Raw genomic sequence first — 20,345 nt, forward strand, 5'->3', positions numbered from 1 at the left:
CCCATGGGGGTCTTCGAGAACAGGACCAGCATGGAGCGGATCCTGTATGCAGTCTTCCTCTATGAGAACATACGCTATGGGGTGCACTATGTTTTTGGCTGCTGACACAAAATACTTGACGTTACCATCCCGATGCATCACTTCCTAATACCTTATCCAGCCCTGAAGGGTGGTTCGGGGGGGCAGGAAAACGTCGTCCTGTTCTTTCCCCGATAGGATTCGATCGTGGCAGGGCTTTCCGCGCAAAGCCCTGCAATCACTGGCGCGGATGTTGAGAAAGGATTACTTATCAGAAACGATTGTGGTAAGATATATACGAATGTCATCCTATCGAGGCCGGGCGCGTGTCATCACGAGGACATAGCGCCGGGGAGGCAATCCCGGGCCCGGGAAACCCGACAGGGGCGGGTGTCGATCCTGCGTTTCCTGGTGGTGCCTTTAATTTTTTGCCCGGCCGGTATGAATTCGAGAGACAGCGGTATCCCACAGGGAGGGTCAATGAAGGTTTTTGTCACGGGCGGCGCCGGTTATGTCGGCAGCCACGTTGTAAAGCTTCTCGGGGAACAGGGCCACAGTGTCCTCGTCTACGATAACCTTTCCACGGGCCATGAATGGGCCGTGTTGTCGGCAGATCTCGTCAAGGGAGACCTTGCCGACGGGCAGCTTTTGAAGAAGACGCTCGGGGAATATGCTCCCGACGCGGTCATGCATTTCGCGGCATCCATCCAGGTGGAAGAATCGGTCCGAAAACCGCTCATGTATTACCGCAACAACGTCATAAACAGCATAAATCTCCTTGAGGCACTCACCGAGCACGGCGTGCGTTATTTCATCTATTCGTCGACGGCCGCCACGTACGGGGCGCCGCAAAAGAGCCCCGTCGACGAAAATACGCCTCTTTGTCCCATAAACCCCTACGGAATGACAAAGGTCATGGTGGAGAGAGTGCTTCAGGACATGGCCGCCGGTGGAGACTTCCGTTACATCGCCCTGCGCTATTTCAACGTCGCCGGCGCCGATCGGGAAGCCCGGATAGGTCAGGCTTACCGCGAGGCCACGCACCTCATCACCCGGGCCCTTCAAACAGCCCGCGGGGACCAGAGGAAGCTCCTCGTCTTCGGTACCGATTATCCCACGGCGGATGGCACCTGCGTCAGGGACTATATACACGTAGAGGACCTCGCGGCAGCGCATCTCCTGGCCCTCACGTATCTCGGGGAAACAGGCCTTTCCGATGTTATGAACTGCGGTTACGGACATGGATTTTCCGTCCTCGACGTGGTCAGGGCGGCCAAGGCGGTGACGGGGGTGGACTTCCCCGTGGAATTCGCCGGGCGCAGGCCGGGCGACCCGCCCGAACTGGTCGCCGACAGCTCAAAACTCAAGAGGTTGACGGGGTGGTCACCGCTTTACGATGACCTGGGTTTCATCATAGAGACCGCATGGGCATGGGAGAAGAAGAGATGGGAGCGGTGAAGGATTGAGGGATTATAGATGAGAACCTTTGCGGCCGCCATTGCCGTCATTGTCGCCTTTGCCGGTCTTGTGGTGTACGCACCCGCCTACCTTCTCTATGCCGATCCACCGCAGAAGGCGGATGCCGTCGTGCTCTTCCTGGGCAACGAATACAAGGAGCGCCGGGCGGAAGCCATACAGCTCATGGGCGAAGGATACGCATCCTATCTCGTTATACCCGCGTACGGCAGGGTGGCTCAGGCGCACAACCATGGCGACGCGTCACGCAAGGTCGTCCCTTCGCGTCCTCCCCATTATCCTATTGTATACGAGGACACCCACATCGAGATCATCGAGGCAAAGAAACTGATGGACACGAGGGGCCTGTCGTCTGCCATATTTGTCAGTTCCCCTCACCATATGAGGCGAATCAAATTGATAACAGACCGGGTGTTCCCCCGGGGCAGCTATCGGACCACATTCGTGCCGACCCGGTTTGAGAGGCGCAGCGATGGGTTGTGGTTCTTCCACGAATCAGAGATAAAAAAGGTGACCAGCGAGTATGGCAAGATCCTGTGGTTTTTCCTCTACAGGTGGATGAAGTAAGGGGGCTGGCTTAACTTTCAGGTTTCAGGGCAAGGGCGATCTTTGCTTTTACGTTAACTGCGACGGAGGCCGGAATCCTCTTGGTACGCAGGGCAAGGGCGTTTGGATTCCGACCTCCGTCGGGATAATTGTGATCAGCGATCTGGCGCCGGTGGGGCCGCGACGTCCCCCCTTCGTTCTTCTATCTTTCTCACGGGTCCGGCAAGGCTGGAGACGCTGCACCCAAATGTCGCGCTTACGGTTTGCGAAGTTCTTTTCCCCCTTCTCCCCGCAGCATCGTTCCCTGCTTCCGTCGGGCGGTGGCGGGCACAGACCTTGAACGAGGCTCCGTTCTCTGTTTGATACTTTAAACTCTGAAGCCATGAGGACATCGTCGCCGCGCACCGCATTATAGTACAAGTGTACCCCTCTCCCGCCGGGCATGCTATAGGGATTTTCCTGATTTTCGGGGGTATTTTCCCCGAGATCCACCAGGCACCTCCGGGTTCTTTCGGGCACCCGATGCGCAAGGCCCAACTTCCTGGCCGATGAATCCCGTCCCTAGAGCGAGGTTATGCCTTCCCTGATCGCATACTTGGTCAATTCCGCGACACTGCGTGTCTGGAGCTTGTCCATGATCTGCTGCCTGTGGGACTCTACCGTTTTCGCGCTCAGATTCAGGGTACAGGCTATCTGTTTCGTGGTCTTCCCCTCGGCCAGGAGCTGCAGGACCTCCCTCTCCCGCCGGGTAAGGATGCTGAAGGCGGTGGGTTGGTCGTTCCCGGGAAGGTTATGGAGATATTCCTTGACGACTATATCCGTGATCCTTGGGCTCAAATAGGACTGGCCCGTCATTACTGTGTGGACGGCGCTCACAAGCTCCTCGAAGGCGCTGTCCTTCAGGAGATACCCCGATGCCCCGGCTTTGAGCATTTCGAGGACAAACCTCCTGTCTGAATGCATCGACAGGGCAATGATCTTCACGCCCTTGTTCTCGGCCACGATTTGGCGGGTGGCATCGATGCCATTCATCTCGGGCATGCCTATATCCATGATGACGATGTGCGGCAGAAGCTTGCGGGCCAGCTTTGTTGCCGTCACACCATCCTGTGCCTCGGCCGCCACCTCCATGTCGAGCTGTTTCTCAATGAGGGCCTTCAGGCCTTCCCGCATGATCTTGTGGTCATCTGCCACCACTATTCTAATCTTCATAAAAAACCTTTAATCTTCCTGTTCCGCCTTGAGCGGCGCCATCAGTATTATCCGCGCCCCTCTGCCGACCTGCGAGCGCGCTTCCATGTGGCCACCCAGCGAATGGAGGCGCTCGCGGATGCTGAATAGCCCGAAGCCCCGAGACTCCGCTATATGATAGCTGTGGTTGGAGGTGTTGAAGCCCGTCCCGTCGTCTGCGACGTGGATGGATATGCTCTCGTCCACCCTGCGCACCGTTACCTTCACGCAGGTCGCCCTGGCGTGCTTAACGACATTGACGAGGAGTTCCCGTACCGCCGTGAAGAGAAGGACTCGTATCTCGTCCCGTATCGGCTTGTCTATGCCGTCATTTTCGAATTCCCGGTGGATCGAGTTGTGCTCCTCCACCTGCTCCGTGAGCCATTCAAGCGCCGCCTCGAGACCCAGGTCATAGAGTATGGGCGGGCTCAGTTCGAAGATCAGGGAACGGCTGAACTGGATGGCCTGGCCGATGTGGTCGCGTATCTCGTCTATCTCCCGCTCGACAGCTTTGTCCTGAACGGCGCTTTCGATCCATCCCAGCCTCATTTTGGCCGTCGCGAGCAATTGGCCGATGTGGTCGTGGAGGAGGTTCGATATCCTTCTACGCTCGCGCTCCTCGGCCAGGGAGAGTTCGGAGGCCAGCGACCGCAGCTGACGCTGATATTGGTCCAACCTCTCCTCTGCCTGCTTCTGTTCGCTGATGTCCTCAACGGTGCCTTCATAATAGAGGGTCCGCCCGCTGGCATCGCGTATCGCCCTTGCATTCTCCCGCACGTATATGCTTGAACCGCCGCGCATTTTCCATTTTGCCTCGAACCCGCGGACCCGACCTTCCCCCTCCAGTCGGTCTTTTATCCTTGTGCTAAGGTACGTGGGCTCGCAGGTCTTCTTGCGGGACTTCGCGGCGGCAAACTCATCGAATGAGGAATAACCCATCATGCGGATCAGGGTCGGGTTCGCCATAAGAATCAGCCCCCGGGGGTCAGTCCGATATATACCCATGGGTGAGTTCTCAAACAGGTTCTTGTACCGCTCGGCCCCCCTTCTGAGCATATCCTCGACCTGCTGGCGCCTTTTCAGTTCCTGAACAAGGCGCGTATTGGCCTCCGTAAGCTCGCTCGTGCGCTCCACCACCCGCCGCTCCAGTTCCTTCTTTGATCTTTTCAGCACATCCTCGGCGAGCTTGCGCTCCGTAATATCGTTGTCGATCTGCAGCACCGCGGCAGGCCTGCCCTTCTTGTCCCTTCTAAGCTTCCATTTGCTTTCCACCACGATCCGCCTGCCATCCTTCGTACGATGAACAAGCTCTCCCTCCCATCTTCCTTCGGCAAGGAGGGTTTTCCTGATTGTTTTTAGCGGTTGCGGATACCGTGTCTTCAAGAGAACTGATAGGGGCCGCTCCCGGGCCTCCTCAAAGGAAAATCCAAAACGGTTTGCCGCGCCCCTGTTCCAGGAAAGAATGTGGTTCTTCGCGTCACGAACGATGATTGCGTCTTCCGCGATATCGATAATCTCCGCCTGCTCGCGGAGCATCCTTGCCTGCCGCTCAAGCTCATGCTGCGCTCTCAGCCTTTCCGTCACGTCTCGGACATTCACCATGATGAACTGTTCGCTCCTGTGGCTGATGAGCGAAGAGGTGATCTCCACATCGATGAAGGTGCCGTCCTTTCTCCTGTACTGCCTCAATCCCGACACGATCTCCGATTGTTGAAGAACACTCCGGACGTTCTCGACAATCTCTTTTTTCCTCATGACCACGATATCGGGTAACGCAAGGCGGGTCATCTCCTCCTCTCGAAATCCGGTGATCTTCAGAAAGCTGGCGTTCGCCTCGAGGATCTTAAGCGTGCGGGGATTGAAAAGGAACACACCATCTGACGAATGCCTGACGAGCAGGCGATACCGTGCCTCGCTGTCTTCCAGCGCCGCCTTGACATCTTGAATTTCGCCGAGGGAGGTTGCCTGCCCGGCCGCAACCTTCGCCGGTGCACGCGCCTTTCCGTTTTGCCTCGTTATCTTTGGGCTCTTCATGTCTTACCAGCACCCGACCGATGGCGACCATTTCATGTGCCGGGCGCCAGGTTCCGGAATACGGCAGGCCAACTGGGTGCTCTGCCGCCCCGAGGGGTCTTTTGGGTGTTTCACGTGGAACATCGCGTTCCTTGCTTTATTGCTAACACCAGGCTTGCCACTCTCTTCCCGAGTTTCCCGGCATTTTCCACCGCCTTCTCGTCCGGCGCGCCCGTGCACGATACACCATAGTGCCCTGTTGCATCAAGGGGATCCCCCACCACGATCATGCCGTAAATGAGCAGGGCCTGAATTATCGACATCATGGTTGTTTCCTTCCCGCCCGAGAGGTCCCCCGACGTGGCGAACGCAGCCCCTATTTTGTCGGCCATCTGCTTTCGTACGGGGACGAATTTGTCGAAAACCCCTTTCAATTCGGCCGCCATGCTGCCGAAATAGACCGGCGAACCCGCTATCACGCCGTCGGCCCGTTGGAAATCCTCCTTGGTGACCTCTCCCGTGTCCTTCGTGGTGCAGGCGACACCTTCGACGGATTCGACACCGGCGGCAATGGCCTGCGCCAGCTTCTTCGTATTCCCCGACCTTGAATGATAGACTACCAAGACTTCCATAAAACCTCCTTTAGAAGACAATGACCAACAGTGTGGCGGCAACGTCAGACGGACCGTTCGTCTCCGTCCAGTTATTCTCTTTGGGGTTATTGGTCATTTTCTTCTCATCTGGTGATCCTAATTTGGTTATTGGTCGTTTGCTGCTCATCAGGAGGAATCCTTTCCGGGCGAGCGCCGCTTCATGGCACGTTGAAGTCGCTGACAAGCGTTGTGGTCGATCCCCTCTTTTCCCAGACAAACCTTTCCGGGCGAGAATCGATATCCTCCGATATCCTTCCCCTTCCGAACCGCCCGAAGAGCTCTTCCTTCATGAGAAGATAGTCAGGAAAAGAGTCCACTCTATGCGTCACTGATGTCAGCCTGCCTGCGACAAAACCGAACTCCATGGCCGCAAGGCGCCCTGCCGAAGGAAAGATCGTCTCCCGCGCCAGCCATCCGGCCCCTTGGTATGCCCCTCCTCCTGCTGCTCCAAAGGCAAGGAAAAGCATGGGGAGGATCATCGAGGCACCCGACATAACGGCATATCGCCTGCTTACTCGGCATCCTCCTCCACGACTACGCAAATCTCCGGGCAATTTCTGTATTTTTCCGCGTAGTCTATGCCATAACCGACGACGAAGCCGTCCTCGATGGTAAAACCCACATAGTCTCCCTCAATCTCCACCTCTCTCCTGCACCTTTTGTCGATGAGGGCGCAGATCTTGAGGGATTTTGGCTTCCTGTCGCCAAGGAGGCTGCGTACGTGTGTCAGGGTAAGACCGGAATCTATGATGTCCTCGACAATAATGACGTTCTTGTCCTCAATGTCCTCCTCGAGGTCCTTGAGCACGTTAATCCTGCCGTTGGTCCTCATCGCGTTGCCGTATGAGGACACGCGCATGAAGTCTATCCTTGACGGATTCCTTATATAACGCACAAGGTCCGATGTGAACACAAAGGAGCCTTTCAGGAGACAAACAAAGGTGATTTCCTCGCCCTTGAAATCCTTTTCTATCTGTCTCGCAAGCCCTTTTACCGTTTTCGCTATATCCTGCTTCGAAAAGAGTCTTTTCAGCATGTGCCGTCCCCCGTCCCGCCGCTAAAGCGCGTAGTTCAATACAACTATCTCGGCCTCGCCGGGCAGGGTAAGTTTCGAGAACTCCACCTCCGTTCCGCCCGCAACCCTGACCCTCTCCTTGCCTCTCGTAAAGTCTTCCACGGGGGTTATGGGGAAATCGCATTTTTCCGTCTTGAAGTGCATCGGTATGGTGACGCGCGGCCCCAGGCTATCGACTACTTGCGTCGCCTCCGAGGCGTCTATCGTGAAGAAACCGCCCACAGGAAGCAGCAGTATGTCGACAGCCCCTATCTCCCTTACGCCGGCCGCCTCGAGGGTGTGACCCAGATCTCCCGCATGACACACCTTCAGGTCGTCGGCCTCGATGATAAAAATCAGGTTACTTCCCCGCTGGCTTCCCCTCGAACCGTCGTGATAGCTCGGAACGGCCCGTATTCTCACTCCTTTTTCCTCGTAGGTTCCTGCCTTGTTAATGTACCTGAAGTGTCCCTTTATGTCCTTCGTGTAATTATGATCATCGTGGTCATGGCTCGAGAGCACAATATCCGCCTCATCGGTGATCTTCCCGTACCTCAGGTCCCCTCCGAATGCGCCAGACTGGTACGGGTCGGTTATGATCTTTACGCCCTTCGCCGTCGTTATGAGAAATGCCGAATGGCCGTACCATTTAACCCTCATCGCATCCTCCTTTTTTCCTTTATATTACAACTAGTTTTACCTCACTGTCAAGAAGCCGGGGAACAGGAACCGCGACCAATGGCCAGACCGCGACGGCCTGCGGCCCCGAATACAAGGACCGGAAACCCTTGCAATCGGGACAAGGAATTGTAACAATAGAAAAGCCTTGAGTTTTAGGTTTCACGCCTCAGGTTGGAAACAAGCCCAATGTTTTTTCCGCCTTTGCTGAAACCCGGCCGAGGCAGTAACGCCGGCGCCTTCCTTGAGGCCTGAGGCCTGAGGCCTCAAACCTTCTTTGGAGCTCTTATGGGACCAAAAAAGATACATAGCGGCATCTATCTTGTCGCCAGTTCCGACATCACCGATGGCAAGGATTGCTGCGTCTATCTTCTCGATCTTGGCGAGCTCGTGCTCATCGATGCGGGAGCCGGGACGAGCGCAGACGCGATAGTGCGCAACATCGAGAGCCTCGGCTTCGACGCATCCCGGCTTTCGACGATCATCCTGACGCACTGCCACATCGACCACGTCGGTGGAGCGGCCGCCTTGAGGGAACGCACCGGCGCGAGGATCGTCATGCACGAGCTCGATGCCGGACCTGTGGAGGCCGGCGATCAGAGGATGACCGCCGCCCACTGGTATGGGGTCAGGTTTCAACCGCTGCCGGTGGACCTCACGTTCTGCGCGTCCCGGCATGTTATTGCCATCGGAGGCCATGACATCGTCCTTCTCCACACACCCGGCCACACCCCAGGCTCGACGTCGGTCTATCTTGACAAGGACGGCAAACGCATTCTCTTCGGCCAGGACATACACGGCCCCTTCCTCGCCGATTTCGGGGCCGACATGACACAGTGGCAGCGATCCATGGAGCACCTTCTTGCTCTCAAGGCCGATGTCCTTTGCGAGGGCCACTTCGGCATCTATCAGCCCGGGAACAAGGTTGCGGCCTATATAGAGCGCTATCTCGAGGAATATGGGGAATAGAAGCGGTTCCAGGTTCCAGGCTTCAGGTTTCAGGTTCGGCGCCCTGCCGGCGTTACCACGCCTTGCCGCGCGCAGGCCGAGCGGGGTAGCCCGCGCGGGTCGGCGGACAGCGTCGGTGGGAGTGGACAGCAATATCTCATCGTTTCAAGGCAGGACTCCCGTAATCCATGATACCGCGTTCATTGATGCGTCTGCCCGCGTTGTCGGGGACGTTCTTGTCGGGGACGGCGTCAGCATCTGGCCTATGGCCGTCTTAAGGGCCGATGAGGCCAGGACGGTCATTGGAAGCGGCTCCGCCCTTCTCGACATGTCCCTCGTAGAATCGCCCGAGGGGTCTCCCACCACCGTCGGGGAGGGATCCATCATCAGCCACGGGGCCATCATACATGGGGCTCGCATTGGTTCCGGCGTCCTCGTTGGCGCCGGCGCCATAGTCCTCGACGACGTCGTCGTCGGGGAGGGATCCATCATCGCAGCCGGAACCATCGTCACCCCCCGGACGATCATACCCCCCAACTCCCTGGTCCTCGGGTCACCGGGCAAGGTCCTTCGGCAGACAACCTTCGATGAGAGGGAAGGCACACGAAAACAGGCCGGCGGCCTCTATCGCAAATCGAGGACGTATCTCACCGGGGAATGATGACGCAGGTTTCAAATGCAAACAATCCCGACGGTTGCTTGTCAATGCAATTCGTCAGTGTCACGTGAACGAGCAAGAACCTTCAACGCGTGGTTGTTCGTCTTCTGTCATACTGGCGGGGAGCGGCTGCACGCACAACCCCCTCACTTCTCTTCCCCCGTCATTAAGGACCCCTTCGTTGCGGCGGGCCTTTTTTCTTTCCTCGAGGCCCTCGACCTCTCGGACGTCACCCTCGAAAGGGAGGCCCGCCTCTATTCCGTTCTTGTGCACATGATCTCGCGCCACGCGGACAGAGGGGGGGTCCCGGGGCGCGGGAAACGGCGGATCGGGTCTGGTGAAGGCGTTGTTGGAATATCTCGACGAGCATTTTACGGAGAACGTAACCCTCCGTCAGCTCCCCGGCATCGCAAACCTGAGCAAGTTTCATCTTCTGCGCGCCTTTCGTGCCGCCGCGGGGCTTCCTCCCCACGCCTATGTGATCCAGAAACGGGTAGATCATGCCCGCCGCCTCCTCTCCCAAGGTCTTCCCACCGCCGACGTCAGCTTGGAGGCGGGCTTTGCCGACCAGAGTCACTTCACCCTGTCCTTTGGAACAATCCTCGGCTTTACCCCCGGCCGCTACCGCCCCAGCAATCCAGCACAAGACATCCCTCCCCATTAGCCCTTACGCTGCCACTTGACAGCCAGCGCTCTCGCTGTACACTCCCCGGGGAGGTTCTTAATCTAATGATACATCTGTACAGACCACGACTTCGACGCTATCCTCGACATCGTCAACAACGGGGCGTAAGCCTACAAGGGCGTCATGCCGGACGACCGCTGGCACGATCCCTACATGGCTCGCCTGAAGCTGCAGCACGAGATCGGGGATGGCGTCGTCTTTTACGGATACCAGGAAGACAGCACGCTCGCCGGCCTCGCGGGCATCCGGGACCGCGACGACGTGTCCCTCATCCGGCAAAGCTCTTCGGCCTGCGTCATCATGGCGCGCTGGCACCGTCGAGGGCGACCTCGGTTCCATCACCGCCGGTGATCCCTTTGACGTTTTCCGGGACTACAACGTGATCTGGGGGAGTGTGCCTGGCCGCCTCTCTTTCCGCCTCCCTGTTTTCCATTCCCAGACGGAGGACCGGGAGCAACGGGGGAGGGCTGGCCGAGGAAAATCTGCGCTGACGATGTTTCACGTGAAACAACGCCTTTCGCCTGTTATCTCGAAGACTTGGGTGGCCAAACGAAATGCAGCTATCTCGTAACGCGAACTTCCTTGCAGCGCAATTCCCTCTCCACGTCACGGATTTTTCTAGCGAGGATGTTCTTGAAATTCGCCTCCACATCAATGAACTGCACCGATGCCAGGGCGACAGTTTTCTTTATCCGCTCGTTCTCCGGCTCCCACACCCGGAGGACCTTCGCAACCACTTCATAAGAAGCCTCTTCCACTGACACCGTCAGCGTCACCGGTTCGTTGATCTTGAAGGGATATATCTTCTCATGGCTGAACTTCGCTCCCCCGATGGATATGTCGATGATGCTGACGCACCTGCCCCCGACGGCTATTTCGATGCCGCAGCCACCGGGAGGCTCCAGCCGGTAGAACATCCTCAGGTTGTACTCCTCGAAATCCCCCGCCCTTCTCAGGGCCAGGGCCTGGACCTTCAGCGAAGAAGAAAGCGTGAACTCCTTTATGAACTCGACTACTATCGCTGGAAAACCAAACCGCCGCGGCGTGCCGCCTGACCGGTCGAGAAAGGTCACGAAAAGCTCTTTGCCGAGGTGTGTCCTTGATACGGGCGGATCCGTCTGTGCGACGACTAACCTGTCGCCGGCCATTTCATGGATTACGGAATTCCCGACATCAACGGTCTCCCTCATGTGGTCGATGTTGATGATGATATTGATGTTAAGCCCTGGCCTGATATTCATCTCATGGGGCGCCTGACCGGCCCGGTTCTCTTCTTCTCTCCCAATCCCCATGTCTGCTAGCGGGGATATGCGGCTATGACGAGGACGAACGTCTCCTCGTCCCTCGTGTTCTCCAGTGCATGGGGTTCGCCAGCCGGTATCCAGACGGAATCGCCTTCTCCAACCTCTCTTGTCTCGTCCCCAACCTTCATCTTCCCTCCGCCCTTGAACACCAGGTATATTTCCTCTACGGGATCTATGTGCTCTTCAATCGTGTTCCCCGGAGGCAGGATGGCATAGGCAAGGAATTCTATCCCTTTCAGGAACCGGCTCGTCATGATCATCCGCGCAACGGCCCCCCTGTGGGCTATGTATGTGGTCCCCATCACTTCCGGATCATTAAAGTTCCTGACTATCATGCTCCTCCCCTCAGTCATCAAGAGAATCCCCCACCCCCCCCCAACATTTTCATATTCGGGCAGCTCGCGACTCCCTCACAATACCGGCAGATATGTGTCGATCTCGTAATTCGACACATGGGCCCTGAACCTGTCCCATTCGATCTTCTTGTTCTCGATGAGCTTCTCGAAAACGTGCTCGCCAAGGGCCTCGCGCACCAGCTTCGACCCCTCTGTTGCTTCGATGGCCTCGAAGAGGCTTCCCGGAAGGGCCCCTATGTCGAGCTCCTTCCTGCGTTCCGGGCTCATCTCGTAGACATCTTCCTCTACCGCATTGGGGAGAGGGTACTTGTTCCTTATCCCCTCGAGCCCCGCCCTGAGCATACACGCGAACGCAAGGTAGGGGTTGCACGCCGGATCGGGGCTTCTGTATTCCACCCGGGTGGCGCTCTCCTTCCCCGGCTTGTACAGCGGCACCCGGACCAGTGTCGACCTGTTGCGCCGCGCCCACGATATGTACACCGGCGCCTCGTAACCCGGCACCAGCCGCTTGTACGAGTTTACCCACTGGCTCGTCACCAGCGTGATCTCCCTGGCGTGCCTCAGAAGGCCGGCTATATACCATTTCCCCACGTCGGAAAGGAGGTACTTGTCCTTCCCGTCAAAAAATGCGTTCTTCTTCCCCTTGAAGAGAGACTGATGCACGTGCATCCCGCTGCCGTTGACGCCGAATATTGGCTTAGGCATGAAGGTTGCGTAGACGCCATACTTCCTCGCAACTTCCTTCACGACAACCCGGTACGTTATGGTATTGTCGGCCATGGCGAGGCCCCCGGCGTACTTCAGGTCTATCTCGTGCTGGGAGGGTGCTACCTCGTGGTGGCTGTACTCGACGTTAATGCCCATCTTCTGGAGCATAAGCACCGTGTCCCTGCGAAGGTCCACGGCCTCATCCAGGGTAGTGATATCGAAGTAGCCCCCCTTGTCGAGGGTCTGCGTCCCCGAATCGGACTTGAAGTAGAAATACTCCAGTTCCGGGCCCACAAAGAATTCGAACCCCATCTCCTGTGCCGCTTTGAGATTCCGCCTCAGGACAAAGCGCGGATCCCCCTTGTGGGGCGTGCCGTCGGGCTCGAAAATATCGCAGAACATCCGCGCCACCGCGGCATCCCCCTGGGGCCTCCAGGGAAGTATGGTGAAGGTCGAAACATCGGGCTTCGCAACCATGTCGCTCTCGTCTATGCGGGCAAAGCCCTGAATCGACGACCCATCGAATCCCATGCCTTCCTCCAGGGCGTTCTCAAGTTCGTCGACGGTGATGGTGAAGCTCTTCGCAAAGCCCAGCAGGTCCGTGAACCACAACTTGATGAATGTCACGCCGTTTTCCCTGGCGTACCTCACGACCTGTGCTTTTGTCATCGAGCGCCCTCCGTCGCCTCCCCGATTTTCTCAATTATGAAGAGATGTCCCTTCAAAGTCAATGTTTTTCATTGTATATAAGGCACCCATTCCATTGACAGATGCCCGTTTCCTCTGGTACATTTCCCTAACGCCGGATAGGCGCATCCCCGGGAAAAACAAATGAGGGAAGAACCATGAACATCTCGACAAGGGCCGCCCAAATATCTCCCTTCTATGTCATGGAGCTTCTCGAAAGGGCCCGGTTGATGGAGGCCGAGGGGCACAGCATCATCCATATGGAGGTGGGCGAGCCCGGATTCGAAACGCCCGCCGCCATAAGAGAGGAGGCCCTGCGGGCTCTTGCCGCCGGGAAGACCTTCTATACCCACAGCCTCGGCATCCCCGAACTCAGGGAATCTGTATCCCGCCATTACCGCGATCGCGAACACATCGACATCTCTCCGGAGCGAATAATTATCACCAATGGCTCTTCGGGCGCATTCATCCTTCTTTTCGCGGCGCTTCTCGAGCGGGGCCGGACCCTTGCCATATCCGATCCCGGATACCCCTGCTACCGGAACATCGCCCTCCTTACGGACTGCACGATATCCCCCCTGCCCGTGTCGGCGGACAGGAATTACGAGGTCCTTCCCGAGCAGCTGGACGCCTCCCCCCGACCGGACCTCCTTGTTCTTGCCAACCCCTCCAATCCCACGGGGACCATCTATCGCCCCGGGGCGCTCAGAGCCCTCCACGAGCGGCTTTCATCGAGGGGCGGCATCCTTGTTGTCGATGAAATATACTCGGGTCTCGTTTACGATGCCCGGTTTTCTTCCAGCGCCTCCCTTTCCGAGGAGGTCGTTGTTGTTAGCGGCTTTTCCAAGGCCTTCGCAATGACGGGCTGGCGCCTCGGCTGGATGATACTTCCTCCCGGCCTCGTTCGCCCCATACAGAAGCTCGCACAGAACCTTTTCATCGCACCGCCCTCCATTTCACAGTATGCGGCCCTTGGGGCCTTTGGCGATACGGCCAGCCTTGCACGCATGTGCGATCTCTACAGGGAGCGAAGGGATTTTCTCCTGCCCCGCCTGCGCAGCCTCGGGTTTTCCATTCCCACGAAGCCCGACGGCGCCTTTTACGTTTACGCCGGAATCGAATGCTTCGGCATGGACAGCATGGCCTTCGTGGACCGGGCGCTTTCGGAGGCAAGGGTCGCCATTACGCCGGGGTATGATTTCGGGGCCTTCGGGGCATCTTCTCACGTGCGGTTCTCTTATGCCGACAAGCTTGAAAACCTCGCCGAGGGATGCGACAGGCTCGAGAGGTGGCTTCGTGACATCGGATGCCGCCCGAATTGATGTCTGGGGTATTACGTTTTTTGGCCTTTGGCCGATAACACTATCAGGAGAAGTTTTGTGCCGAAGATAGCCCCTCGCAATCTTGAACCTGGGATGAAAACCGCCAGATCCGTCGTGAATACAAGCGGCATGGTCCTGCTTGGAGAGAACACGGAACTCACCCCGGAACTCATCGACAGGATAAGGAACATGGACGTGGACGGGGTGTACGTCCATGGCTCCCTAAAGCCATCGACCCCGTTAGAGACCGCTCTTGAGAATCTCGACAGGCGCTTCCTCCTCGTCGGAGATCAGCCCCTTATGAATATCATCAAGAATGCCGCCCGCAAACACATCGAGGGCCTTTATGAATAATATGGATGTCCGAGCCGTCAGGGAAAAGATCGAGCACATAAACGCCCTCCCCACCATTCCCCGGGTACTCAACAGGCTACTGGGCGTCATCGAGAATCCAAGGGTGTCCCTTAACGAGATCTCCGTCTTCATATCCTCTGACCCCGCCCTTACCACGAAGGTGCTCCGCATGGTCAACTCGCCCGTTTACGGCTTTCCCGGAAGAATCTCTTCGGTGAATCAGGCCGTCATCCTCCTGGGGTTGACCGTTGTAAAGGGCCTCCTCCTGGGCGTCTCTGTCTTCGACCTCATGCAGAAGACGATGATCGGCCTCTGGGAGCATTCCGTGGGGACCGCCATATTCTCGAGGAGAATCGCCTTGCGCGCGGGGCACAAGGAGCCCGACGAGGTATCCGTAAATGGCCTCCTCCATGATATCGGCAAGGTCTTCCTCCTGCTCCAGTTCCCCGATGAATATCAGAGGGCGCTGGCGCAAACACAGCAAGCCGGCATCATCATCCACGAAGCCGAGAAGAACCATTTCAACACCACCCATGCGAGTGTCGGCAGCTGGATGGCCCGGAAGTGGCGCTTTCCGGCAAAGCTCATCGACGTCATCGAATACCATCACAAGCCCCACCTAACCAAGCAAACCCCTGTCGAGTCCGCCATTGTCCATGTTGCCGATATCCTCGTGCGTGCGCGGGGCTTCGGTTTTCCCGGCGACGATCTGATAACCCCCATCCGGCCGGAGGCCTGGGAGCTTCTCGGGCTCACCGAGAAGGATGTTGTCGAAATATTCAACGAGGCCGAGGACTCCCTCGAGATAACGGAAGACCTGACGCTATGAAAGAGAAAAAGACCGTCGTCGTCATATCCCAGGACGTGGTCCTCTCGGGGATCATAGACCGCATCCTTGCCGGCGACTATGGCGTCTTTCTCTTTAGAAACATCCAGTCCGCCATCGATTATATCTATAATTCACCCCCGAGCCTTATAGTCCTCGACACCTCCAAAGAGGACATATACTCGATGGATGTAATAAACAACCTGAAGAGCGACCCCATATTCTATCAACTGCCGGTACTCGTCGTCATCGACGACATCCTGAACGTGCCGGTCTGGAAGAACCTCTTCGTCGAGGACTACCTCAAAAGGGCCGATATCGAGCAGGAAGGTCTCACCCGCGTCTCCCTGGCGGTGCTCCGCTCAGAGCGCATCGTGGAGGTGAATCCCCTTACCAAGCTCCCTGGGAACATCTCCATAAACAGACAGATACAGGCGAGAATAGAGGCGGGCGACGTCTTCGCCCTCGCCTATGCGGACCTCGATCACTTCAAGCCCTTCAACGACCATTACGGTTTCACCCGAGGAGACGAAGTGATACGGATAACGGGCAGGCTCATCCTCAACATTGTCAAGAGCAAGGAGCCCCAGAACGGTTTCGTGGGCCACATCGGCGGCGATGATTTCGTCTTCATAACATCCGTCGATGTCGCCGAAGACGCTTCCGCCGAAATCATCGACGCCTTTGATCGGATAACCCCCACCCTGTATGACAGGAAAGACACGGACAGCGGGTTCATAGAAACTCTCGACCGTCAGGGCAATACGAGGAAGTTTCCCATGACCGCCCTTTCCATCGGCATCGCCACCAATAAGATTCGCCCCTTCACCCACTTTGGTCAAATGACGGAGGTGGCATCGGAAATGAAAAAGCTTGCCAAGCAATCATGGGGAAGCTGTTTTCTGTCGGACCGTAGAGCCGTCAATCCTGCTTGACCAGTGCGCCCGCTTGCAGGCCAAGGCGGCATCGCCCGTAAACGGTACCGTTCCGCGGCGTTCTCTATATTGGAAGGGGATAGCGCCGCGGGGGGGAATCACCACAACGATAAAAAGGGTTCCTGCTTATGGATGCGAGAAGAAAGGGGGGTCCCGCCCGGGGGTCGTGGGCATCGTGACTACCGCAAGACGAGCCCCGAGCCCCTACCGGGACAAGTTCTAGGCCTCGTCCTTCCAGACCATTTCTTTGAGTTCTTTTCCCACCTTGAAATAGGGAAGTCTCTTGGGTTCGACCTGAACGGTTTCGCCGCTTTTTGGATTTCTGCCCCGGTATGCCTTGTACTCCCTGAGGGTAAAACTGCCGAAACCGCGTATCTCCACGCGCTCGTTGTTGATGATCGCTTTTTTTATGCTGTCAATGATCGTGTCCACGGCAATCTTTGCTATCTTCTGGTTCACGTTTATATCTGTGGCGAGCTTGTTGATTATATCCATCTTATTCATGGACATCCCTCCTTAAGTCAACTTTCTGAAATATATTTACAGGCGTTCCTGAAGATCTTAAGCCCGTCTCCTTCGCTCGAAATCTCTTCCCTGGTCCATCGGGGATGCTGCGTACGATCAACAAAAGCCTCGGGGTGCGGCATGAGCCCGAACACCCTTCCCGTGTCGTCGCAAATGGCGGCAATGGCCTCCGCCGAGCCATTCGGGTTATCGGGATAGCTCATCGACACCTCTCCGGCGCTGTCGGCATATTGCAGGACGATGTTGCCCCCCTCCTTCATGGCGGAAAGGCTCTCCGCCGAATCGACGATGCATTTTCCTTCACCATGTCGCACGGGGAGATAAATTCTATCCATATCCCTCGTAAATATGCAATGAGAAAATCGGTTTGCCTTCAGACAGACCCAGCGGTCCTCGAACCGCCCGAGGTCATTTGCGGCGAGGGTCGCCGACTGCTTCCCGTAGGTCTTTCCCAGCGCCGGCAGGAGGCCCGTCTTCACGAGAAGCTGGAAGCCGTTGCAGATTCCGATGATGATCTTCCCGTTCTCGACGAACTTGACGAGTTCGTCGAGAAAGCGCCTCCCCGTGCCCGCCATCTCCAGATATTTCCATTTTACGGCCTGGGCCTTTGCCGAGCCGAGGTCGTCCCCGTCGAGGAAGCCGCCGGGGAAATTTATGAAGGTGTAGCGGTGTATCATTCCCGGCCGCTCCACGAACTCGTCGATGTGCACCAGCTCCGGCACAAAGCCGGCCAGCCGGTTCGCATGCGCCGTTTCATTCTCGCAATTGATCCCGTTCCCGAAGACCACAAGACTCTTTGGTTTTTTACCTATCATATCGCGTAACTATGCAATCCCGCCAGAAACAAGTTGACCCCGAAATAGGTCATCACGACACACGTAAAGCCTATGATCGATACTATTGCGATCCGCCTTCCCCTCCAGCCCCCCGCGAAGCGCAGGTGAAGGATCAGGGCATAAACGATCCAGGTTATGAGCGACCACGTTTCCTTGGGATCCCAACTCCAGTATGATCCCCATGCGTAGTGCGCCCATACGGCTCCCGTTAGTATACCAGATGTGAGCATCGAAAAGCCAATAATAATGCTCCTGTAATTGATGTCCTCCAGTGCATGACCCGGCGGCACGATCCCCCGGGAATGGAAAAAAGAGAGAACCCCGCAAATGAAAGAAACGACGAACGCGGCGTACGCAAGAAAGCAGGTGATGACGTGGACGTGCAGCCAGTTGCTTTGCAGGGCCGGTATGAGCGGCTGAATGCCCCTGTCTACCCCCGGGGCAAGGGAGGCGTATGCCATGAGGCCAAGCGAGGCGGCAACGGCCATGAAGGTTATCAGGGGATAGAGCCTCTTTCTCATGACAAACACAAAAAGGCTTACGCACCAGGAGAAGAATATGAGCGACTCATAGTAGTTTGAGAGAGGCGCGTGCCCAATGCCAAGCCGGTACGACTCCACCCAGCGCAAAGCGATGCCCGCCGCCTGGATGACAAGGGCAGCCAGAAGACCGTACCGCGCGACGGTCAGGATGGCTTTTTTTCCGACGGCAAAATAAAGGACATGAATGAAGAAGAGCGCCAGGTAGAGAATCGTCGCAATTCCAAGTATAGTGTGGTGTGTCGTCATGCGAGGCCCTTTCCCAATCTGCCCAATTCCTCCAGGAACCCCTCCTTGTTCCTGGAGGCAATGCCCGCCACCTTAACAACGGCGCCCTCATTGACAACATAGATCCTTCGGTGAAATGTGAAGAAGTTTATATAGAGTCCTGCGAGCATAAGGGCAAACCCTGAAAGCACCACCGGGACGCCGGGGTCGCGGGACATCTCGAGACCGGTGTGGTATTCCCCGGCTATCTTTTCGAGGGAGACCCGTGAGCCTTTTATCGTCCGGGTCCTCATCTTTTCAACGCCGCTCAGGAACCAGAGTGTCTTCGGCTCTTCCCCGTCCATGTACGCCACCATCACGCCCGGGCCGAAATCGTGAACCTGCGCCGCGTAGCGCACCACCATGAAGGGGGCCTTGCCCTCTCTCGCCACCTCTTCGTCCGCCAGAACGATCTTCCTCCCGTCGACGAGGAAGGTATAGCTGTTCGATCGCCCATAGCTTGACTGGTAGAGCCGGACCCCCCCGTAGGAAAGGGGCTCGTTCACCTTGATCCGGCCTTCCTTCAGAACCTTCCCGGCCTGATCAAGGATCTCCACATCGCTTGCGTATTCCTTTGGCTGGCCGCCGGGGTAAAAGCTGACCCGAAAGTCCCTGCACCTCACCGTGAACCCCAATGGTATCGGCGACCGCGAGCTTCCGCGGGAGACGGCGCTCTGGGCCGCCTCGCCCACCCGCAGCATGATAAAACCCCTGTGCCCGGCCGCCAGCCCCATAAGGCCCCCGAGAAGAACGACAAGGACGCTCGCATGGATGACGACAACGCCGTATCGCGAAAGGGATCCTTTCTCGTAGAGCGCCGTCGTTTCGGATATCTGCTTTTTCCTGTACGAGCTGCCGAGCCTGCGGGAGATCTCGCCAAGGCTCCCCGCGTCTGAGGTGAAGCCCGCGCCTGCGGCCACGAGCCCCCCCATATCCGGCACGGCCTTCGGCCCCGCGCTCCTCTCCTTTGTTATGCGCCTTATACGCTGGGCAGTGCACATCACAAGGTTGAGAGCAAAAAGGACGAGGAGGAGGTAGAACCATGGCGAATGGTAGGTGTCATCAAGTCCGAGAAGCTTGATGAAGTGGTAGGTCTTCTGGGAATAAAGGGTTAGATATTCCTCCTCCGTCCCGCCCTGTATTATGACGCTCCCCAGGATGGAGGTCGCCGCGATGAGAGACAGGACCACGATGCCAACGCGCACCGATGCAAGGGACCGCAACAGGGACGCCGACCGGGAAGCCGGCTCGGTTTCGCCCCCGTTATTGCTTTTTGTGGCAGTCATTGCACTTGGTCGGTGCCGCTACGCCTTTTGCCGAAGACTCCTTGTGACAACCCGTGCAATTCTTGTGGTATGCGTCCTTGATCGGCAAAGCACCGTTCTTCGGGTCCTTGCGGTCGTGGCAGGGCATACAGCCGTCGGGTTCTTTGGGGTTCTTGTCCTTGTGGTGACAGGCGACGCAGTCGACCTTGGCCTTATCGGTGTGGGCGGGGTGAGAAAAGGGAACCGGGGGGAATTTGCCCCCTTCGAGCTTCAGCATCATCGATTCCGGGGCCTTCTTCTGGGCAAAAGCGCTCGGGAGCAACACGAGGGCGAACAAACCGACCACTGCCAGTACGAGTGCGATCGTTGCTTCTTTCTTCATATCACGCCTCTTCATCGGATTTTCAAGTACTCAGAATGATATCGCAAGTTTGGGAGGTAAGTCAAGGAGGAGGCGCCGCG

General features: G+C 57.1%; 24 protein-coding genes. 10 read left to right on the plus strand and 14 right to left on the minus strand.

The genetic code is table 11. The annotated features are described in order from the left end of the window. Window positions 1-498 precede the first annotated feature (498 nt). Window positions 499-1,476: a UDP-glucose 4-epimerase GalE gene (gene galE / locus PHC90_00005; GenBank protein MDD3844718.1), complete on the plus strand. Its 978-nt coding sequence runs from the start codon at window positions 499-501 to the stop codon at window positions 1,474-1,476. 18 nt (window positions 1,477-1,494) lie between these two features. Continuing rightward, window positions 1,495-2,061, plus strand: coding sequence for an ElyC/SanA/YdcF family protein (locus tag PHC90_00010; protein MDD3844719.1), 567 nt, complete (start codon window positions 1,495-1,497; stop codon window positions 2,059-2,061). Between the two features lie 540 nt (window positions 2,062-2,601). Here the strand turns inward: PHC90_00010 and PHC90_00015 are convergent. From PHC90_00015 to PHC90_00040, 6 genes are all read right to left on the minus strand, one after another. Next, complete coding sequence (locus tag PHC90_00015; GenBank protein MDD3844720.1) at window positions 2,602-3,252, minus strand: response regulator transcription factor; 651 nt, start codon at window positions 3,250-3,252, stop codon at window positions 2,602-2,604. A gap of 9 nt (window positions 3,253-3,261) precedes the next feature. Then, window positions 3,262-5,304: a PAS domain S-box protein gene (locus PHC90_00020; protein ID MDD3844721.1), complete on the minus strand. Its 2,043-nt coding sequence runs from the start codon at window positions 5,302-5,304 to the stop codon at window positions 3,262-3,264. 110 nt (window positions 5,305-5,414) lie between these two features. Next, complete coding sequence (locus tag PHC90_00025; GenBank protein ID MDD3844722.1) at window positions 5,415-5,915, minus strand: flavodoxin family protein; 501 nt, start codon at window positions 5,913-5,915, stop codon at window positions 5,415-5,417. A 179-nt stretch (window positions 5,916-6,094) separates the two neighbouring features. After that, a complete protein-coding gene (locus PHC90_00030; protein ID MDD3844723.1) occupies window positions 6,095-6,430 on the minus strand; it encodes a hypothetical protein in 336 nt (111 codons plus the stop codon). A 17-nt stretch (window positions 6,431-6,447) separates the two neighbouring features. After that, window positions 6,448-6,972 (minus strand): hypoxanthine phosphoribosyltransferase, encoded by a 525-nt coding sequence (gene hpt, locus PHC90_00035; GenBank protein ID MDD3844724.1) that lies wholly within the window; start codon window positions 6,970-6,972, stop codon window positions 6,448-6,450. Between the two features lie 21 nt (window positions 6,973-6,993). After that, window positions 6,994-7,650: an MBL fold metallo-hydrolase gene (locus tag PHC90_00040; protein MDD3844725.1), complete on the minus strand. Its 657-nt coding sequence runs from the start codon at window positions 7,648-7,650 to the stop codon at window positions 6,994-6,996. Window positions 7,651-7,956: 306 nt separating this feature from the next. Here PHC90_00040 and PHC90_00045 point away from each other — a divergent pair, with 306 nt between their 5' ends. The 4 genes from PHC90_00045 to PHC90_00060 all read left to right on the plus strand — a co-directional run bounded on the left by PHC90_00045 (window position 7,957) and on the right by PHC90_00060 (window position 10,310). Then, window positions 7,957-8,637 carry an MBL fold metallo-hydrolase gene (locus PHC90_00045; protein ID MDD3844726.1) on the plus strand — a complete coding sequence of 227 codons (681 nt, stop codon included), beginning with the start codon at window positions 7,957-7,959 and terminating at the stop codon, window positions 8,635-8,637. Beyond that, window positions 8,627-9,277, plus strand: coding sequence for a gamma carbonic anhydrase family protein (locus PHC90_00050; GenBank protein ID MDD3844727.1), 651 nt, complete (start codon window positions 8,627-8,629; stop codon window positions 9,275-9,277). The genes PHC90_00045 and PHC90_00050 overlap by 11 nt, the downstream gene beginning before the upstream one ends. Before the next feature lie 334 nt (window positions 9,278-9,611). Beyond that, on the plus strand, window positions 9,612-9,938 hold the full coding sequence (locus tag PHC90_00055) for an AraC family transcriptional regulator (protein ID MDD3844728.1): 327 nt from the start codon (window positions 9,612-9,614) through the stop codon (window positions 9,936-9,938). A 144-nt stretch (window positions 9,939-10,082) separates the two neighbouring features. After that, a complete protein-coding gene (locus PHC90_00060; GenBank protein ID MDD3844729.1) occupies window positions 10,083-10,310 on the plus strand; it encodes a hypothetical protein in 228 nt (75 codons plus the stop codon). 209 nt (window positions 10,311-10,519) lie between these two features. On the opposite strand, the gene PHC90_00065 is transcribed toward PHC90_00060, so the two are convergent. From PHC90_00065 to PHC90_00075, 3 genes are all read right to left on the minus strand, one after another. Next, entirely contained in the window at window positions 10,520-11,200 is a 681-nt protein-coding gene (locus tag PHC90_00065) for a PilZ domain-containing protein (protein ID MDD3844730.1), read from the minus strand. A 56-nt stretch (window positions 11,201-11,256) separates the two neighbouring features. After that, window positions 11,257-11,598, minus strand: a complete 342-nt coding sequence (locus tag PHC90_00070; protein ID MDD3844731.1) for a cupin domain-containing protein — start codon at window positions 11,596-11,598, stop codon at window positions 11,257-11,259. 75 nt (window positions 11,599-11,673) lie between these two features. Beyond that, window positions 11,674-12,996 carry a glutamine synthetase family protein gene (locus tag PHC90_00075; protein MDD3844732.1) on the minus strand — a complete coding sequence of 441 codons (1,323 nt, stop codon included), beginning with the start codon at window positions 12,994-12,996 and terminating at the stop codon, window positions 11,674-11,676. A 176-nt stretch (window positions 12,997-13,172) separates the two neighbouring features. On the opposite strand from PHC90_00075, the gene PHC90_00080 reads away from it, so the two are divergent. The 4 genes from PHC90_00080 to PHC90_00095 are packed head-to-tail and all read left to right on the plus strand — an operon-like array spanning window position 13,173 to window position 16,451. After that, complete coding sequence (locus tag PHC90_00080) at window positions 13,173-14,336, plus strand: pyridoxal phosphate-dependent aminotransferase (protein ID MDD3844733.1); 1,164 nt, start codon at window positions 13,173-13,175, stop codon at window positions 14,334-14,336. Window positions 14,337-14,393: 57 nt separating this feature from the next. Next, window positions 14,394-14,690, plus strand: a complete 297-nt coding sequence (locus PHC90_00085; GenBank protein ID MDD3844734.1) for a hypothetical protein — start codon at window positions 14,394-14,396, stop codon at window positions 14,688-14,690. Continuing rightward, a complete protein-coding gene (locus tag PHC90_00090; protein ID MDD3844735.1) occupies window positions 14,683-15,519 on the plus strand; it encodes an HDOD domain-containing protein in 837 nt (278 codons plus the stop codon). Before PHC90_00085 ends, PHC90_00090 begins: the two co-directional genes overlap by 8 nt. After that, entirely contained in the window at window positions 15,516-16,451 is a 936-nt protein-coding gene (locus PHC90_00095; GenBank protein ID MDD3844736.1) for a diguanylate cyclase, read from the plus strand. The genes PHC90_00090 and PHC90_00095 overlap by 4 nt, the downstream gene beginning before the upstream one ends. A 219-nt stretch (window positions 16,452-16,670) precedes the next feature. On the opposite strand, the gene PHC90_00100 is transcribed toward PHC90_00095, so the two are convergent. Genes PHC90_00100 through PHC90_00120 form a run of 5 tightly spaced genes read right to left on the minus strand, consistent with a single transcriptional unit; the run spans window position 16,671 to window position 20,265 of the window. Next, a complete protein-coding gene (locus tag PHC90_00100; protein ID MDD3844737.1) occupies window positions 16,671-16,955 on the minus strand; it encodes an integration host factor subunit beta in 285 nt (94 codons plus the stop codon). A gap of 17 nt (window positions 16,956-16,972) precedes the next feature. After that, a complete protein-coding gene (locus tag PHC90_00105) occupies window positions 16,973-17,791 on the minus strand; it encodes a phosphoribosylformylglycinamidine synthase subunit PurQ (GenBank protein ID MDD3844738.1) in 819 nt (272 codons plus the stop codon). Beyond that, on the minus strand, window positions 17,788-18,600 hold the full coding sequence (gene ccsB / locus PHC90_00110; protein MDD3844739.1) for a c-type cytochrome biogenesis protein CcsB: 813 nt from the start codon (window positions 18,598-18,600) through the stop codon (window positions 17,788-17,790). Before ccsB ends, PHC90_00105 begins: the two co-directional genes overlap by 4 nt. Beyond that, a complete protein-coding gene (locus PHC90_00115) occupies window positions 18,597-19,904 on the minus strand; it encodes a cytochrome c biogenesis protein ResB (protein MDD3844740.1) in 1,308 nt (435 codons plus the stop codon). The genes ccsB and PHC90_00115 overlap by 4 nt, the downstream gene beginning before the upstream one ends. Then, a complete protein-coding gene (locus tag PHC90_00120; GenBank protein ID MDD3844741.1) occupies window positions 19,882-20,265 on the minus strand; it encodes a cytochrome c3 family protein in 384 nt (127 codons plus the stop codon). Before PHC90_00120 ends, PHC90_00115 begins: the two co-directional genes overlap by 23 nt. Between the last annotated feature and the right edge of the window lie 80 nt (window positions 20,266-20,345).

Source organism: Syntrophorhabdaceae bacterium (genome assembly GCA_028698615.1).
Lineage (GTDB): Bacteria > Desulfobacterota > Syntrophorhabdia > Syntrophorhabdales > Syntrophorhabdaceae > Delta-02.